Genomic DNA, 16,802 nt, shown 5'->3' with positions numbered 1-16,802 from the left:
AGGGAGGCAGTATGAAAGTTTAGAAGAATTAACACGAGAACTCCATGACTACGTGCATTGGTTTAACCATATTCGTATTCATAGCACACTAGGTTATACAAGTCCTATTGAGTACAAAAATAAACACCTTAAGAAAATTGTCTAGTTAGGTGTTGACAGTCCACCTGTGAGTTAAGACACTTTATTAAAAATTAATTTACAATATGAAGAATATATATACATCTTTCTTATAAACGGTATATATTTTTGTTTCAAAACCACAGTAACTACCATAAACATACAATGAGTAAAAGTTGTCTAGCTCTCCAGTAGCTATCAAACTGTTCTCAACTCTGAATAACTAACTACCTGGCATTGTGTAATAATCCGCTTCTCATTATAAGGATCTCTTTTACCATTATTATAAACGAACACACATTCTAATTCAACGTATTAATCGAACGTATTTTCGCATATAATAATGGTAAAGGAGTGATACGTTTGAAGGACAGAGGAATAATGAAATGGATGCCAGCATTTATACAACCTGAACATATGAAGATGATGATAGAAGCAAAGGCTGACTATTATAAGGTGCAAAAGCCTGTATTAGATGAGCATGAAATAGAGGAAATTAACAATACAATCCAAGAGTCTATGGTGTTTACACAAGAAGTGACTGTAACGTATTTTGAAGATGGAGCTTTTAAACCATGCATGGGACATATTCATTTTGTAGATCAACTCAACAAACATATTAGAGTAATGGATAAATTTGAGGAAATACACAGGATTAAATTTGAGGATATTATTAACGTACAAATTATATAACAGCCCCACATGCTTTGCAGGGCTGTTTTTTCATGGAGTGAATATCTTGCTGTATTTTATATTATGCAATTGTTATTATTTGTATGCGTATTTTAAAGACAGCTAACGTTTATAGCACTAAGATATATTATTTCTCTTAATGTTATCTACTTTTTCGATTCCTTTTACCACTTGTCACTTGTAAGACAGTCATGTTCTTTAACTATTTTTAAGACTAGAATGAAGCCATATTCCTGTAAAAAGTGGGATGTAGTTATCATCTGAGTTGATTGAATCGAAATAGACCAAAGTATGAAAATGCCCCCCACTCACCTACCTTGATTCATTCTAATATAGATTTAAGTGGGAGGTGTTAATTAACAAATAACCCCAACCATCTATTAGAGAATTATAATTTAGTTACCTATCTTCGTTCAAGTAATTCTTTTATATCGTCTACTTTGAAGTCTAATAGGATTTCTTTTTGAATAACACGTTTGAGTGTTTCTGCGACATTGTTATTAATATCCATTAAATCACGAAGAGTCACTAATCTATCAGATTCGAATGCTGAAACTGCTGCTTGAATTTTTTCGCCTTCAGCGTTCATAATATGTGCTAAAGCTAGTTCTTCAAAACCAACTGTAGCTAGTAAAAACAAAAGAACATTTTCCTCACTATAATCTGGAAGTTCTGGTGCAACTGGCATTCCCATTTGTTTATGTCACCCCTTCTCGTTTTATTGACTTACATTAAAATTATATGTAATAGCAATAGAACTGCTTGTTTAAATGACTATTAACGGGTGTAAGTAAGGAAAATGTATTTTCCACCTAGGATTATCGATTGGATGTTTTCTATTTGTATCGACTATTTTAAGGTAAGAAGAAAAACTTCTCTATTTTTTAAATAGGAGCTACAGAGAAGTTTAAAATGGCAATATCAGTTACTATTAATATATGAAATATTTTAAAAAGAGTATGGTGATATTCCATATGCAATCATAAAGTTCCAATTCTTCTTTTCTTAAGAACTGGAACTTATCGACTCAACAATCATTGAGGTTATTAGTTTGACCTTTTTTGATAATTTTTTATACAGTTTATACTGATACAACAGTACCAACATTACAATGAAAGAATTTCCCACTAAATTCTTGAGAAAGTCTCAAACTAATTTCTAAACCAGTACAATGTGAGACTCCTAGACGCTCTATATTTAATTCTTTTAAAGCCTGAATACTCATCTCTTTCTGTTCTTCGCTTACAGGCCATAAATGGGTACCACCAATAACTGTATGTATTCTATTTTCACCAGTTTTTTCAATTGCATAGTTGAGAATATTAATGATTCCAGCATGGGAACAGCCTAAAATGATAAATAAACCCTTTGGTGTTTTTATAATGATAGATTGGTCATCCATCACCTCATCTTTTATATATCCATCATTAGATTTTAAGACAATATCGGTATCGCCGAATTCAAAATCTGTTAATCGAGGAACTTCACCTGATAGATAAATATTAGGAACGATTTCGGTAAATTTCCTATTAAACTTAAAATTAGCACCATGACTTTCAAGTGCAGACCTTGAAAAGGGAATTCCTATGTGTTTATAGTCTGGTCGAATTAGATAGCTATCTTTGAAAATCTCAGGATGTGCATATACGTCAATACATTTGGAATCAACTACTTTTACAGCATCCATAAGTCCACCAGTGTGATCGATGTGATGATGGCTTACAATAATTCCTTGGATGGTAGATAAATCTTTTTTAAATACTCTTGCATTATTGAGGAGCGCCTTACCTTGACCTGTATCAAATAAATAATTTCCATGATCGCTTTCTAAAAATATAGACCAGCCATGCTCTGCAATAGCCCCCAAATTGCTAAATACGGTGTTTTCTGATAGAACTGTAGCCTTCACAGTCATTTGTATTCCCCCTTTATATAATTTGATTACTCCAAAAAAAACCATAATATCCTATTGTAATAATAATTGTAAATCTTTAACTTGGAAGGTGATATGGGATGCGTCATAATCAAGTATATATATGATGAATAATAAAAATTCCAACTTTCATTACTGAAAAATTGGAATTTAACTTCATTTCTAATTAGTTTAGTAATAAAGGTGGAACCTTTAAATCAAATCCCACCTCATTAGCTAATTAATCTATCTATTCCTCATGGCATTTCTCAATTACATGAGTACAATCAGGTGTAAATATTCCATCATTATTCACCGCAGCCGAAACTCCATTAGCAGAAAATAAGAGACCCAGCGTTGCTACAAGCGCGACAATCTTACGCATTTATTTCCCTCCTTTATACATATTAGTGTTTTACACATTTATGGTAAGGATATTTCCAAAATTAAACAAGTGGCTTAAGTCATTTATGATGGTGGCTTAAGTAATAAATTATTATGTTTACTAAGTAAACACACTGATATATAAGGTTTATGTATACAAATAAATTGTTGGGTATTATTAATCCAAAACAAAAATGACTATTTTTCAGTCCCTTAGTAACCTCTTTTTACATTGTGTTACGTAAAAATTGATTCACTTAACCTAGAGCATTTATACAAGCTTAACTAACATAACCTACATAAGATAAAGCACACCCTTTATTATCACTCTCCCCTCCCTGATGTCTCCTCCATCCATGAACGATCAGGGAGGGTTTACATACTTTAACGATATAAAACGTGTTTATTTGAACGTTAAAGAAATTAAGTATAAAACACTCTATACTGCATAAAATATTTTTAACCCTTCCGTTATTAAACCCTCCATTTCAAGCGTTTGATTTGTTGTTTAAAAGCACTCAATAGATGAGTGCTTTTTGATTTCCTCTCATATGTTCAAATGTCCTCGTATAGAATTCGTTATTATTATTTTGAAATATGCATTATTAAAGTACAAAATTAAAAATCCCTATTCATCGGTATAGGGCTTTTGAAATCAATTGGGAAGACTAAATATACCCGGAGTATATGATATGTTCACCCTATCCATATTGTGTGGGTAATGGAGTACATTTGTGGTAGTCAATCATAGTGTTTTGTTAATATTTTTAGATAAATTAAGCTTAATACAATTATTCTCAATAATTACTTTACTGTTTCGATTATAAAGACTTATAAACAATAATTATCTCAAAGAGTAATTTATTTTTTATTCAATTTTTTCCAAAACTCTCTTTTATAAGATTAGCTTATTGAGTATTTTCTAAAATATCTTTTTAGAAAAAAATTTTATTCATATATCAAAGATTAATTAATAAATATAAAAAGGTACAGTTTATAAAGAATTTTTTGTATTTTAATAAAACAATCAACTACCAACTTATAATGGAGGAAGCCCATGGAAAAACTAGTTTTTAATTTGTATTCAAAAGAATACCAGCTTAATCCTTATCCAACTCTATCGTATTTTAGAGAGCATGATCCCATACATGAATTCATGTTTAAGTATGGAAAGAGAGAAGTTAGGAGCTGGTTAGTAACACGTTACGATGATATATTAACTCTTTTTAAAGATGAAAGAATTACAAAAAACATTCAGAATTTGATGTCTAAAGAAGAGATAAAACAAAAAAGTAAAATAAAAGAAATAGATTATATTATTAATAATATGCTTTCTAAAGACCCTCCAGACCATACACGTTTACGTTCATTAGTGCATAAAGTATTTACCCCTCGAATGATTGAAAGATTAAGAACAAGAATTGAGGACATTTCTGAAAATCTTCTTGATAATCTAGAATTAAATTCAGATGTTGAATTGATGGAAGATTATGCAGTTCCATTGCCCATTATCATCATCTCTGAAATGATGGGAATTCCTGTAGAAGACCGTAATAAATTTAGAAAATGGTCAAATGCAATTACAGATGTATCAAATGGTACGGAAGAAATAGAAAAGCTTAACTCTTCTATACAGGAATTCGTTAACTATTTGGAAAAAATTATAGAGGAAAGAAAGAAATCACCAAAAGATGACGTCATTAGTGGTTTAGTAATGGCTAAGGAAGAAGGTGAGAAACTTTCTAAGAATGAACTGCTTTCTATGCTTTTTCTACTAATTGTCGCTGGACATGAAACTACAGTAAATCTAATAGGAAATGGCATGTTAGCTCTCCTTCAAAACCCTGAACAGTTGGCAAAACTTAGAGAGCATCCTGAAAATATGAAAACAGCGATAGAAGAGTTATTAAGGTATACAAATCCTGTAGAACTCGCAACATCTCGTTATGCATTAGAAGATTTTATTTTCCAAGGTAAAGAAATAAAAAAAGGTGACATGATATTTTTAGGTCTTGCCGCAGCTAATCGTGACCCTAAGTACTTTAACGATCCGGAAAAACTAGATATAACTCGTAAAGAAAATAAACATTTAGCATTTGGACATGGCATTCATTTTTGTTTAGGTGCACCCCTTGCGCGCTTAGAGGCTAACATTGCTATAAACGCATTAATAAACCGTTTTCCTAATATTAAACTAAATGTGAGTGAAGAAGACATTCAATGGAGACATTCTGAGATTTTGAGAGGCCTTGTACAATTACCAATTAAATTACAATGATTATTGACTGTTAGTATGATTACTCTGTTTTATAATTAAAATAAAACAGAGTATATTTTTTACAAAAAACTATGTTCATTCACGATAAAATGACTCTTTTATTGTGAATGATTTTTCCCCTATTGAATTCTAGCTTTTCTTATTTACTGATATGTAATCATATTTTCTAAGTAAAAATAGAAATGTGGAAATTACACAAATAAGTAACAGGTGAGTTCCATATGTATATATAGAACTTGCCTATTTCAATGATCCAGTAATCAAAACTACTAAAGTTAAAGCTAGGATCCAAAAAAGCCAACCTCTTAGAACAGGTTTTTTAATATTGTTACTCAACTTTGTCACCTCATTTGGCAATTCTACCTTGGTTAGATATCATCTTCCTTCTATTAAGAGCTAATTGCATTTTTGATAAATCCTGTTGGATTCTATCCAACAGATATTCTGCTTTTCTAATATCATGGATAGATTTGTAAGTTCTATTATTAAGAATTTCATCTGCATAAGCAAGCGCTTTCAATAATTCACCTGATAATTTTTCATACTGTTTTATGTCTTTCAAAAGTTATCCTCTCCCATCTCACACCCTACCCTCCTATGCCTTGAAAGAGTAGTAAAACGTTACTTTCTCGTAACGTTTTACTTTTGAAAGATATTTTATATATGTGCATAAAGGGGAAATTTGGTTTATAAATTTAATTTTACCAAAATAATAAATAGGATGCTTTTGACTTAAGAGGTTATTTAGGGAGATTATACACTAGTTTTCTTCAATATGCTTTTATTTACTACAGTTTACATAGATATATTCATATTATTTGAATCATGAGTTTTAGTTGTAGAATTTCATATCTTAATTTACTTATCTTTTCTTTACTTTAAAGTCAGGTGTCAGGAAATATTCTGGATTTGCTTTTTTCCATTCATCTATCATATCATAAATCATTTTCTCTGCACTTTCTTTTCCATTAGTGTATCGAAAGAAAGATTCAATATTATAACCACTTTTCTTTGCATTATTCCAATATCCATCATCTTTAAAGACAAATTTCTTTTCTGCTAAGCTACCATTTATCACCAATGTGGGATAGCATGGCTTTTTTCTTTTTATGCCAACAGGAAACTCAATCCCCTTATCCACTAGTACAGAAGGATATGACAAACTACTATAAGCTGCCAAGTTGATTGATGATTTACTCTTAGATTTTGTAGCTAACATGTTTTCTAAGGCATCACAAAAAATATCTGATATAGTTACACCTTTATGTATCGCAAATCTTTTTAATTTTTCATATGTCGCATCATTAAAATATGTATCCATGTTTTCTGAAGGCTTTAAGCAATGAGTCTTTAATTGAGCAATTGATTTATTAGGAAAATAGTAGTCATTTAAAATATATTTCTCCAAAATTGCTGAATCATTGACAGTGTTAAAATACATCTCATAGGTTTCCTTTGGAACTAAAAAAGTACTTTTTGTTTTATTACTTAGTTTCGTATATCGTTTTTTTCTTTTTGGTTTTGAGTAAACCTCACTAGGACTCTCACTCTTTTCTTTTTTCTTTTCGACTTCTTTAGCTTTTGGCTTTTCATTTTTTCTCTTAATTTCTTTCTTTACACCCTTTTGAGCTTCTTGTTTATTTATTGTCTTAACCTCTAAACTAACTTTTTTCTCTTCCTCAGCCTTTATTTTTTTCATTTCATCTGCTAGCTTAGCTTTCTTTCGAGCATCTTCTTTTAACTTTCTTTTCTCCTTTTGCTCATTTGTAGCAAATACAAGAGTTTTTTCTTTTTGCATTTGAAGAAACTGATGTTTATGAATAGTTTTCTTTTCAAGATTCATTAATTGAATTACTAATATTTCTTCTCCATTAGTTTCACCATACCCAATTACAGAACAAGTATGCCAATCATTGTTTATTTTAAAGAAGAATAGCTTTGGAGGTCTCTTAGAGCTATGACTAATCAAACCCCACTCAATATACTTTTGCTTTACCTCTTGTTCATTCTTAAAATATACCAATTCTGCCTTTGACATGATGTATCTTCCTTTTATTTCATATTTTTTACTTAATTATACCAAAATAATTCAAGGGATTTACATGTTAAAATATTACAATATAAACCATATTTATTAATTAAACATGTAGAATAAAATGAGCATTTTATTGTGTTTTATATGCTACTGAAATTAAAAAGCTACCTCATTTACCCCAGAATTTAGTCGAAAAATAATAAAGAAATGTGACCAAATTGGGGTCACATTTCCTATATTTTAGTGGTCATATTTTTAGTCACAACTTTGGTCACATTGGTCACAACTTTGGTCACATTGGTCACAACTTTGGTCACATTGGTCACAACTTTGGTCACATTGGTCACATTTTTGGTCACAATTTACTTGATGGTCACACATTTGGTCACAAAACTATAGCTATTTAAAGGATATTTTAGGATAATACAGGAATTATCTGTTATCAATTTTCTCAGGATATAGATCATGGTTCATTAATCTGTAGTTAGCCATTTCTTCATATTTAGTGCCAGGAATGCCGTAATTACAGTATGGATCAATGCTGATACCACCTCTTGGAGTGAATTTACCCCATACCTCGATGTATCTTGGTTGCATCAGTTTAATTAAATCATTCATAATAATATTCATGCAATCTTCATGGAAATCTCCGTGGTTTCTAAAACTAAACAAATATAGTTTAAGAGATTTACTTTCCACCATTTTTACATCTGGGATATAGCTAATGTAAATCGTTGCAAAGTCTGGCTGACCGGTTTTTGGACACAAGCTCGTAAATTCAGGAAAATTCATTTTTACGAAGTAATCTCTATTCGTATGTTTATTATCAAAAGCCTCTAAAATATCAGGTGAATATTCAAATATATAGTTTGTTCCTTGGTTCCCTAACAGAGTTATATCCTTAAGTTCTTCATCTTTTCTTCCTTGCATTTTACATCTCTCCTATTGATCATTATTCGTTCAAATTATTGTGTCATAGACAATCATTTATTTGCCCACATACATGGGGTTAAGTAAAATGAGTTTATACACCCCGTTTATTGCCCCATACGAGTGTATGTAGCTGTGGCAATACTTTTACATTATTCAATTCAGCAGAATCTATTGTTTTTTGAATTAACCATTCATATTTGTGAAGTAGTTTATTAATAATTGCTGGATCCTCCGACAGAACGTCCTCATTACCTACCTGTAAATAAAATTTAATATGCTCGTAACGCTTGTGTACCATTTTTGCATATTCTAGGTCCTTATCATCAAATACTACCACTTTTAGACTTACATGCTGTTGTCTACCTCTACTTACTAACCCGTCAATAATAAAGTCTAGTTTCTCAAAATTCGTCTTCATTTCAGAACTAGGTGGTTTCGGTGATATGGTTAAATCATCGATTAGTAGAAACCAATCCTGCCAAACACTTCCCTGTGTTTCTAACCCTACTCTAACTCCCTTTTCTTTAAGTAGGATTAGTAGGTGTTCAAGATTCTGAAGTAGTGCTGGATTTCCTCCAGAAATCGTAACATGGTCAAATCGATTTCCTCCAAGTTCCACAAGTCTCTGCCATATTTCCTGCGAAGTTAGTTGCTCTATTTCATTTTTTGCAGACCCGTCCCATGTAAAAGCAGAATCACACCAACTACATGCGTAATCACATCCTGCTGTACGAACAAACATCGTTTTCTGACCGATAACCATGCCTTCACCTTGGATTGTGGGACCAAAAATTTCTAATACTGGAATTGTTTTTTTCATCATCGTTCACCGGCTTTTGGACGATATACTACATAGCTCGTAGGTGTTTCACGAACAAATACTTGAAGGCATTTCGGGCTATTTGATAACGTATTTAAATGTTCTTGAATAATTTCCCATATCTTTTTTGCAACAACTTCTGTAGTAGGAAAATCATTTGGATTTTGATCATTAAATATTTCGTTATGGTCGTTCATTACAGTATGATCAAATTTGCCGTGAATTAGTTTTTTTACTTGCTGAAAATTAACAAGGAAACCAGTATGATTAAGATCATCACCCGCTATTGTTATATTCACAAAGTACGTATGCCCATGTAATTCCCTACATTTCCCTGCTTCATCATGCGGAACGAAATGCGCAGCTGCAAATTGCATATCCTTATTTAATTCAAATTGATAAGGGTGTTGTACTTGAGGATAGATTTGTTGAATCATTACTTGTCTTCACCCCTATTTTTCGTAGAAACGTATTGATCAAGGCCTTTTTTACGTAATTTACATGCAGGGCACTCCCCACAACCTTCGGCAATAATGCCGTTATAACATGTTAAAGTTTTCTTTTGTACGAAATCACAAGCACCTAATTCGTCTGCCAATTCCCACGTTTCTGCTTTATCAAGCCACATGAGTGGAGTGTGAATAACGAATTGATAGTCCATTGCGAGATTCAGCGTAACATTTAATGATTTTATAAACACATCTCGACAATCTGGATACCCACTAAAATCTGTTTCACATACACCAGTAATAATATGTTTAGCTCCAGTTTGTTTTGCTAGCACAGCAGCGAAAGACAGGAATAATAAATTCCTGCCATCAACAAAAGTAGAAGGCAATTCACCTTCCTTTTCTTCAATAGCAATATCATCACGTGTTAATGCATTTGGAGCCAATTGGCTGAGTAGGCTCATATCAAGAACTGTATGTTTTATACCCACTTCATTGGCAATATTTTTTGCCACTTCAATTTCATTGTCATGTCGCTGATTATATTGAAACGTAACTGCTTCAACAGTCTTATATCTTTCCATTGCCCAGAAAAGGCAAGTAGTACTATCTTGTCCTCCGCTAAAAACTACAACAGCTTTTTCATTCTTCATTATGCGTGACCCCTCTCTTCTGTTAAATTCTGTCCATATTCAATTTGTCAAAGAGTTTTATATCAATCCATTATTAGGTGATTTTTTTAGCAATGTTATATTTACTATTTGAATTCCTTTTAAGTTAGTAAAACAACTGGCTTTTTTCGTTTATTTTGATGCTATTTATCTGAAGTGAGCAGAAAATAGCCAAATAAAAAAAGCATTTGTCAAACACGATGTAGTTTTTAAATTTGATTGCTATAAAATCAAATAAAAAAACTCCACCCTAAGGACGCAGCTATTTCCTTAGTTTTTTATAGAGGGTGTTCTAGAACCTCTCCCGTAGATTATGGATAATTTCATGAGTGCTTACGGTATTCTTTTCAATTTTTACTAGGTTAATATATCACAACTACAAGAAAAACTCCATAGAAATTATTTGCATGTGAGTTGATTCGGTCAAATATTTCTAACAGGATTGTTTTATTAGCCCTAATATAACGTATTCACAAACTATTCTTCTCATACTGATATTTCGATATTGATTGCTTACTATATATAAATTAAGGCTGTCTTTGCAAGGACTGTTCCTTTTCATTCTAAAAGATAAGCATAAACCTTGCGTTCGTGGCATCTCTTCTACTTTTACAATATTGAGTTTTCATGCAAACCCTTCATACTGTCCTTTTAATAAAAATAACAACAAAGTTTACGAAGAAGCTAAAACAAAAGCTCTTGTAGTAAATTTTGCAACAACAGGATGGAACTTATGTCTCATTGCTATTATTCTATAGAAGTAAAGATGCATTTAACATATACTCTAGAGTATGATATACAACAAACATCCAAAACAGCCTAAAAAAGGGTAACTCAGGATAAGATAACAATCATTCAACAACCTATAACTTAATATCACCAGTCACCCTTTGTTAAATTATTTATACATTTTGTTCATTTCATGTTTAAACGAGAGCAAATTCACCTTGCTTCTTCATTTTCACAACTCGCTTCACATAAACGTATGCATATGCCCCATTAGCTACTAAACTAATTACAGCTACTGACAGCATTAAAAAATCGTTGCGCGGTACGAGTAATTCCACTGATTCTGTAAATCTTGGAAATGTAAAATAATACATAAACCAAGCTGCCAATGTGAACGCACGAGCTTGTAACCATGTCCCTTTCTTAATGAACATTGCAGGTAATGTACAAGATAGTAGCACCATAAATTGAGCAGACGCCGATCCAGGGAAATTTAAATAAACAAATACCCAATTCCAAATATCATAAGCGATTATCCATAAAAGAGGCATTTTGGGCCATAGCATATCCTTCTCTTTACTATTATCAATATATATTCCTTTAAAACCATAAAATAGCGTAGCAATTGACAACACACCTGCTATACCATTTAAAATGTTAGGTAAATAGCCCATAGTAAAATCTTGTGTTACTGCCTCTCCAATGTTTAATGCTAAAAACAATGCAGCTACTAGTTTTGCAGATGTAAGTCCCCCAAGCTTCGAATATCTCATTAAAATGAACCATACACTTGCACCTACAACAGAATATACTTTTACCCATTTGAACCAATAAGTAACACCGTAACTTGTCCATATAGGCAATAAGGCTATCGGTAAAACGAAAAAAAAGACAATTCCAGCCCATTTTGATTTTCTAAACAATTCGTTTAAGCCCATTAAAACAATTAGAATCATTACCCAATGAAAAATTGATAAGGGACTATTATGCTCTTTGGCAACACCTTCATAAAAACCATTTTTGTATGATAAATCTCCGTCCTTATTAACTATTAGTGGTATATTATCAAACTCAGTAATCAGTGCACCTGTTTCACTAGTCATACTTAAAAAAGTTTCGTTTAATGTCCATGACTTTTCTTCTTCTACATTATGACCACCATATTGCTTAATTACAGTCACTTTATTGTTATCCTTAAATTCAAAGCGATAAAAAAATGCCCCCTCTCCAGATTCTCCGTCTACTATCATTTGCCATGTTCCTAACATTTCATCTGCATTAGCTTCACTTGCGAATACAACATCAGTAGTTGAAAAACTAAAAAATAACATAAAAATTAGTCCAGAAATAAAACTTAGTTTCAAACGTGTCAGTTTACACATGGTGTACCCCTCCTATACTTTATTAGGATAATATATGATATACTATTCAGACTTTTTACTGAACAGGTATATCTGGAGTTTTAATCATGCTTCATCTTCACATTTTATCTATTGTATATACTGTATATTTTTATTTTACTATAATGTGTTCATCGGGTAGATCATTCCCCATAAAGTTCATAAATTCCTCAATAATACATATTAAATAACCACAATGAAAGGATTATTATATATAACCCTTTCATTGTGGCTAACTTAAATCAGCTCATAGATTTCTTCTCATAAAGTTTTTTTCTTAAACTTTGATGTTATTGTTACTAATAATGGGCCATATGATGAGCTTTATGAGAGCTCAATAAAAGTAATATTGGAAAAGATGCCACGAAAGCTAGAGGTATTCTTGCTTAAAACTTTGAACGATAAGAAACAATTATTACGAAGGTAGTCTTTGCTAAGGCTCTTTTCCTTAAATTATTCCTTTTTCACTTACATTTGAGCTGGTATGTATTATTATAGTTTTAGAGAAGAAAAAGCGCCCCGAAAAGCACCGATTATTTCGAGTAAATTGAATTTAGTTCTTAACGATTGGCATTTTAATTTTAATATATAATGATGGTGTATCATACGTGTAAGTTATTTTACCGTGATATTCATTAATAATATCATTTATAATTGTCGTACCGAATCCTCGATGTTTTCCTTTTGAAGACTGACCATATGATGTAAATAATGAATCGATAATATGTTTTGGAATAGGCTCGGTGTGATTTACTGACTCAAGTATGTAAAAGCCACTTACCATTGATGACTTCAATACGACAGAACCTTCTTTATGAACTCTTGAATATCCGGCGGCAGCTTCGACACTATTTTCTAGTAAATTACTAACTAACTTACTTTGATCTAAGTTACTCATTGGTAATAGTGTTAGTGGAACTTGTAACTGATAAGTTACATCTACCCCTTCTTTCATAGCCTCGACATAATAATGATGTAAGTGTGCTGTGATATGTCCTTTTTCACCTTTAATGGTTAAATTGACATTTTCGTATTCACCGATCAGTGATTCAACGTATGATCTCGCCTCTATTAACCTTTCTTCTTCCAGCATGTATTGAAAAACATTCATATGCTTCATCACGTCATGCCTTTGACTCCGTATTTCTCGAAAAGCATCTTGTATACCCATCTGCTCTTCTTGCAAAACTGACTCATTCAATAATAAAAGCTGTATTTTACCCAATGATGACCATCTGAAACATTCAACTAGCATATTAACGACCCATAAACTAGTAACTACGATAGGCTTATTACTATAAAACTGAAGAAACACTATGATAATTTGAACGAGCCAAAGTATGCTACTTAACAATAAAATAGCCTCTACTTGGAAGAATATTTTTTGAACCTTCTTCCATAGAAACAACCACACAACAGCATAGACAATTGAGAATGTTATTATCGCGTTAATAGATAGAAATAATTTATGTATGACTGTTAATGAAGATAATAAAAGGACAATAAAGATCACACTCGTATGAAAAATCCTTAAATTCACAATTGTACCCCTTTAAAAATAATTTTCTTGCACGTATTCAAGTTTACTTTTGGTAATAATCGCTGTTTGATTCGTATGCTGAAAAGAGATAGAAAAAGAATTTTTAGCATATATTGAGAAATTTTTTACATAATGTAGGTTAATAATAAAAGATCGGTGAGAGCGAATGAAATTTCGGTTATTCAACTGATCTTCTAAATCGCTTAATGATTGGTACGTTTCAAACTCTCCATCTATAGTAACTAACTTTGATGATCGACCTGTTCTTTCAATAAAGAGAATGCTTTTTTTATCTATAAAGTTCATTTCAGATTTTTGTTTTAACACTAACTTCCCTTCATCTTTTGTAGGTGCCATATGCCTTTTATATCTATTCATACCTTTTATTAATCTATCTCTAGAATATGGCTTTAAAATATAGTCAAGAACGTCCAATTCGAATGCATGAACAGCGTATCCACTATGACCAGTTAAAAAAATTACTTTTATGTCCAAGGCATAAGTTTGAATAAAATCAGCTAATTCATAACCTGAAAGCTTTGGCATTTCAATATCGGTGATCAGGAGATCTATCTCATTCTTCTTTATAAACTCATAAGCTTCTTCAGAATCAGTTGTTGAAAAATGAATCGAGAACATCTCTTCATTTCTTAATAATGCTTCAAGTTTCTCCAAATCGTACTTATGATCGTCAACTAGACCAACCTTCACCATATCCTCACTCCGAAACTAATCTGTTTTTTATATCCTAACATAAATAAAATACCATAAATGGAATTTTCACGACAGGAAAAGAATGTTTCACGACAAAATGGTTGGTAAAATTCATAAGGTTTTGTAAAGTGAAGACAGTTACAAATGAAGGGAGCTAACGGTAGATGATCGAAGTGAAAAACGTATCCAAACTATTTAAGGAAAATAAGAAGACGATTACGGCTGTAAAGGATGTTTCTTTTTCAATTTCAAAGGGTGAGATCGTTGGTCTATTAGGAGAAAATGGCGCTGGGAAAACAACTTTGTTAAGAATGATATCAACAATTATGGAGCCTACAGATGGATCTATTAAGATTAACGGTATTGATATATCCAAGAAAACAATGGGTATAAAGCAGCAAATCGGCGTTTTATTCGGCAGTGAAACTGGGTTGTATGATCGCCTTTCAGCAAGAGAAAATTTAGCTTATTTCGCTTCACTTTACGGTATTAGTAAGCACGAAACGAATGTCCGTATAGATCAATTAGCTGTGCGTTTTGGTATGAAGGATTATATCGACAGAAAAGTTGGAGGATACTCTAAAGGAATGCGCCAAAAGGTAGCAATTGCTAGAACACTCATTCATGATCCTGACATTATTTTATTTGATGAACCTACTACAGGCCTTGATATTACGTCAGCTAATATGTTTCGTGAATTAGTTCATCAGCTACGTAAAGAAGGTAAAACAATTATTTTCTCTAGCCACATTATGGAAGAGGTTAAAATGTTATGTCAGTCCATTATTATGATTCATAAAGGTGAGCTCGTATATCAAGGTGCTATTGATGAACTTTATAAACAAGAAGAAAGTGATGATTTAAACTATATATTCATGTCAAGATTAGTGAGAGGTGCTTAAAGTGATTTGGACAATTTTTAAGAAAGAATTAATTGACTCGCTTCGTGATCGTAAGACAATCATGCTTAGTATTCTCATTCCAATGTTATTTAGCTTAGGAATGGTGTTTTTCTACGAGGCATTCTTCTTTCAAGACTCAACTGAAAATTATACAGTTGCTGTAGAAAACTCGATAGATGATAAAACATATGAATGGTTTTCTAATTTAGAAAGTATAACTGTTTCAAAGGAGACTGATCCCATCCAAACTGTGAAAGACGGAGAAGCAACAATTGCCTTATATGCAGAACAAGAATTTCTTGACAAGATTGAACAAGGTGGATCACCAACTATAGAGATATACGTAGATCAATTTAGTCAAAAAGGCGAGCTAGCTACCAGTACATTAAACAACCATTTAAATACTTTAAAAGAAACCGTCCAACAAAAAAGATATGAAGACTATAATTTAGACGCTGGAGCATTTCAACCATTTCAATTCTCCATTAATAGCATTTCTGAATCTGAGGAGGATACATCAAGCTTTCTCCTAAGCATTCTTGCTCCACTAATTATTGTGATGTCTATTATTACGGGTGGTATTCCTACTAGTAATGATTTATTTGCAGGGGAGAAAGAAAGGAACACGATGGAAGCATTATTAATGACACCAGTGAAACGCACAAACATACTTTTTGGTAAATGGCTAACCGTTTCTACCTTAAGTACGTTTAGTGGAATTTTTGCGACAGTGATGTTCGTTATTACGACGAAATTATTTACCGAAGGACTAACGAATGTTATACCAGACGACAAAGTGGCTCCATTCATTGGGGTTATGAGTATCGGAATTTTAGCTTTTGCACCCTTAATTTCTAGCATAATGATGATGCTAAGTCTATTAGCAAATACCGTTAAGGAAGCTGGAAATTACATCTCGCCTTTGTCTATGTTAGCGATGATTCCATTCTTTTTACTAATGGGCTTATCTGTAAATGAATTAACTACAACCCATTTCCTCATTCCTTTTTTCAATATTTTCGCCTTAATTAAACAATTAATTTTCGGGGTGTATTCTATTGAAAGCATAGGAATGGTAGTAGGAAGCTCAGTTCTCGTTATCGTGATCTTGTTTTTACTTGGCGCACTTATGTTTAAAAAAGATCGATGGGTATTAGGAAAAGGGGCCTGACCCACACCTATTTAACACGTTAATGTAGCGGGGTTCAGGCCCCCGCTCTAAGTA

Annotated in this window: 17 protein-coding genes and 1 riboswitch; of the genes, 5 read left to right on the top strand and 12 right to left on the bottom strand. The window is 32.2% G+C overall.

The genetic code is table 11. From position 1 onward, the window contains the following. Window positions 1–145: IS3 family transposase (locus tag JM172_RS25430; protein ID WP_214482207.1), on the top strand; the 145-nt coding region annotated here is incomplete at its 5' end. Between the two features lie 335 nt (window positions 146–480). Beyond that, window positions 481–810: a YolD-like family protein gene (locus JM172_RS10275; RefSeq protein ID WP_214482196.1), complete on the top strand. Its 330-nt coding sequence runs from the start codon at window positions 481–483 to the stop codon at window positions 808–810. 403 nt (window positions 811–1,213) lie between these two features. Here the strand turns inward: JM172_RS10275 and JM172_RS10270 are convergent, their stop codons facing one another. From JM172_RS10270 to JM172_RS25155, 3 genes are all read right to left on the bottom strand, one after another. After that, complete coding sequence (locus JM172_RS10270) at window positions 1,214–1,504, bottom strand: alpha-helical endospore appendage domain-containing protein (protein ID WP_214482195.1); 291 nt, start codon at window positions 1,502–1,504, stop codon at window positions 1,214–1,216. A 387-nt stretch (window positions 1,505–1,891) separates the two neighbouring features. Beyond that, window positions 1,892–2,725 (bottom strand): MBL fold metallo-hydrolase, encoded by an 834-nt coding sequence (locus JM172_RS10265; RefSeq protein ID WP_214482194.1) that lies wholly within the window; start codon window positions 2,723–2,725, stop codon window positions 1,892–1,894. Window positions 2,726–2,972: 247 nt separating this feature from the next. Beyond that, on the bottom strand, window positions 2,973–3,107 hold the full coding sequence (locus JM172_RS25155; protein ID WP_284730447.1) for a hypothetical protein: 135 nt from the start codon (window positions 3,105–3,107) through the stop codon (window positions 2,973–2,975). 1,056 nt (window positions 3,108–4,163) lie between these two features. On the opposite strand from JM172_RS25155, the gene JM172_RS10260 reads away from it, so the two are divergent. Continuing rightward, window positions 4,164–5,384, top strand: a complete 1,221-nt coding sequence (locus JM172_RS10260; RefSeq protein ID WP_214482193.1) for a cytochrome P450 family protein — start codon at window positions 4,164–4,166, stop codon at window positions 5,382–5,384. Window positions 5,385–5,730: 346 nt separating this feature from the next. Here the strand turns inward: JM172_RS10260 and JM172_RS10255 are convergent, their stop codons facing one another. The 9 genes from JM172_RS10255 to JM172_RS10215 all read right to left on the bottom strand — a co-directional run bounded on the left by JM172_RS10255 (window position 5,731) and on the right by JM172_RS10215 (window position 14,675). Next, window positions 5,731–5,946 (bottom strand): hypothetical protein, encoded by a 216-nt coding sequence (locus JM172_RS10255; RefSeq protein ID WP_214482192.1) that lies wholly within the window; start codon window positions 5,944–5,946, stop codon window positions 5,731–5,733. Between the two features lie 300 nt (window positions 5,947–6,246). Then, window positions 6,247–7,422 carry a hypothetical protein gene (locus JM172_RS10250; protein ID WP_214482191.1) on the bottom strand — a complete coding sequence of 392 codons (1,176 nt, stop codon included), beginning with the start codon at window positions 7,420–7,422 and terminating at the stop codon, window positions 6,247–6,249. A 429-nt stretch (window positions 7,423–7,851) separates the two neighbouring features. Next, window positions 7,852–8,349 carry a preQ(1) synthase gene (gene queF, locus JM172_RS10245; protein WP_214482190.1) on the bottom strand — a complete coding sequence of 166 codons (498 nt, stop codon included), beginning with the start codon at window positions 8,347–8,349 and terminating at the stop codon, window positions 7,852–7,854. Window positions 8,350–8,443: 94 nt separating this feature from the next. Continuing rightward, a complete protein-coding gene (gene queE / locus JM172_RS10240) occupies window positions 8,444–9,172 on the bottom strand; it encodes a 7-carboxy-7-deazaguanine synthase QueE (RefSeq protein ID WP_214482189.1) in 729 nt (242 codons plus the stop codon). Next, the gene (queD, locus tag JM172_RS10235; protein ID WP_214482188.1) at window positions 9,172–9,609 is read right to left on the bottom strand and encodes a 6-carboxytetrahydropterin synthase QueD; all 438 of its coding nucleotides are present in this window, start codon (window positions 9,607–9,609) and stop codon (window positions 9,172–9,174) included. Before queD ends, queE begins: the two co-directional genes overlap by 1 nt. Beyond that, window positions 9,609–10,274: a 7-cyano-7-deazaguanine synthase QueC gene (gene queC, locus JM172_RS10230; protein ID WP_214482187.1), complete on the bottom strand. Its 666-nt coding sequence runs from the start codon at window positions 10,272–10,274 to the stop codon at window positions 9,609–9,611. The genes queD and queC overlap by 1 nt, the downstream gene beginning before the upstream one ends. 282 nt (window positions 10,275–10,556) lie before the next feature. Next, window positions 10,557–10,600, bottom strand: a riboswitch (PreQ1 riboswitch). A 618-nt stretch (window positions 10,601–11,218) separates the two neighbouring features. Continuing rightward, window positions 11,219–12,403: a DUF5692 family protein gene (locus JM172_RS10225; RefSeq protein ID WP_214482186.1), complete on the bottom strand. Its 1,185-nt coding sequence runs from the start codon at window positions 12,401–12,403 to the stop codon at window positions 11,219–11,221. Window positions 12,404–12,974: 571 nt separating this feature from the next. Beyond that, window positions 12,975–13,961, bottom strand: a complete 987-nt coding sequence (locus tag JM172_RS25425; protein ID WP_214482185.1) for a sensor histidine kinase — start codon at window positions 13,959–13,961, stop codon at window positions 12,975–12,977. A gap of 12 nt (window positions 13,962–13,973) precedes the next feature. Then, window positions 13,974–14,675 carry a LytR/AlgR family response regulator transcription factor gene (locus JM172_RS10215; RefSeq protein ID WP_214482184.1) on the bottom strand — a complete coding sequence of 234 codons (702 nt, stop codon included), beginning with the start codon at window positions 14,673–14,675 and terminating at the stop codon, window positions 13,974–13,976. 164 nt (window positions 14,676–14,839) lie between these two features. Here JM172_RS10215 and JM172_RS10210 point away from each other — a divergent pair, with 164 nt between their 5' ends. Both JM172_RS10210 and JM172_RS10205 read left to right on the top strand, forming a co-directional pair. Continuing rightward, window positions 14,840–15,577, top strand: coding sequence for an ABC transporter ATP-binding protein (locus JM172_RS10210; protein ID WP_214482183.1), 738 nt, complete (start codon window positions 14,840–14,842; stop codon window positions 15,575–15,577). A gap of 1 nt (window position 15,578) precedes the next feature. After that, window positions 15,579–16,748: an ABC transporter permease gene (locus tag JM172_RS10205; RefSeq protein ID WP_214482182.1), complete on the top strand. Its 1,170-nt coding sequence runs from the start codon at window positions 15,579–15,581 to the stop codon at window positions 16,746–16,748. Window positions 16,749–16,802: the final 54 nt, after the last annotated feature.

This window comes from Bacillus sp. SM2101, from assembly GCF_018588585.1.
GTDB classification, from domain to species: domain Bacteria; phylum Bacillota; class Bacilli; order Bacillales; family SM2101; genus Nanhaiella; species Nanhaiella sioensis.
This window is presented reverse-complemented; position numbering and strand designations above follow the sequence as displayed.

Coding starts and splice junctions, on each gene's coding strand:
- JM172_RS10270 (WP_214482195.1), bottom strand. CDS start 1,504: ATGGGAATGCCAGTTGCACCAGAACTTCCAGATTATAGTGAGGAAAAT.
- JM172_RS10265 (WP_214482194.1), bottom strand. CDS start 2,725: ATGACTGTGAAGGCTACAGTTCTATCAGAAAACACCGTATTTAGCAAT.
- JM172_RS25155 (WP_284730447.1), bottom strand. CDS start 3,107: ATGCGTAAGATTGTCGCGCTTGTAGCAACGCTGGGTCTCTTATTTTCT.
- JM172_RS10260 (WP_214482193.1), top strand. CDS start 4,164: ATGGAAAAACTAGTTTTTAATTTGTATTCAAAAGAATACCAGCTTAAT.
- JM172_RS10250 (WP_214482191.1), bottom strand. CDS start 7,422: ATGTCAAAGGCAGAATTGGTATATTTTAAGAATGAACAAGAGGTAAAG.
- queF (WP_214482190.1), bottom strand. CDS start 8,349: ATGCAAGGAAGAAAAGATGAAGAACTTAAGGATATAACTCTGTTAGGG.
- queE (WP_214482189.1), bottom strand. CDS start 9,172: ATGAAAAAAACAATTCCAGTATTAGAAATTTTTGGTCCCACAATCCAA.
- queD (WP_214482188.1), bottom strand. CDS start 9,609: ATGATTCAACAAATCTATCCTCAAGTACAACACCCTTATCAATTTGAA.
- queC (WP_214482187.1), bottom strand. CDS start 10,274: ATGAAGAATGAAAAAGCTGTTGTAGTTTTTAGCGGAGGACAAGATAGT.
- JM172_RS10225 (WP_214482186.1), bottom strand. CDS start 12,403: ATGTGTAAACTGACACGTTTGAAACTAAGTTTTATTTCTGGACTAATT.
- JM172_RS10215 (WP_214482184.1), bottom strand. CDS start 14,675: ATGGTGAAGGTTGGTCTAGTTGACGATCATAAGTACGATTTGGAGAAA.
- JM172_RS10210 (WP_214482183.1), top strand. CDS start 14,840: ATGATCGAAGTGAAAAACGTATCCAAACTATTTAAGGAAAATAAGAAG.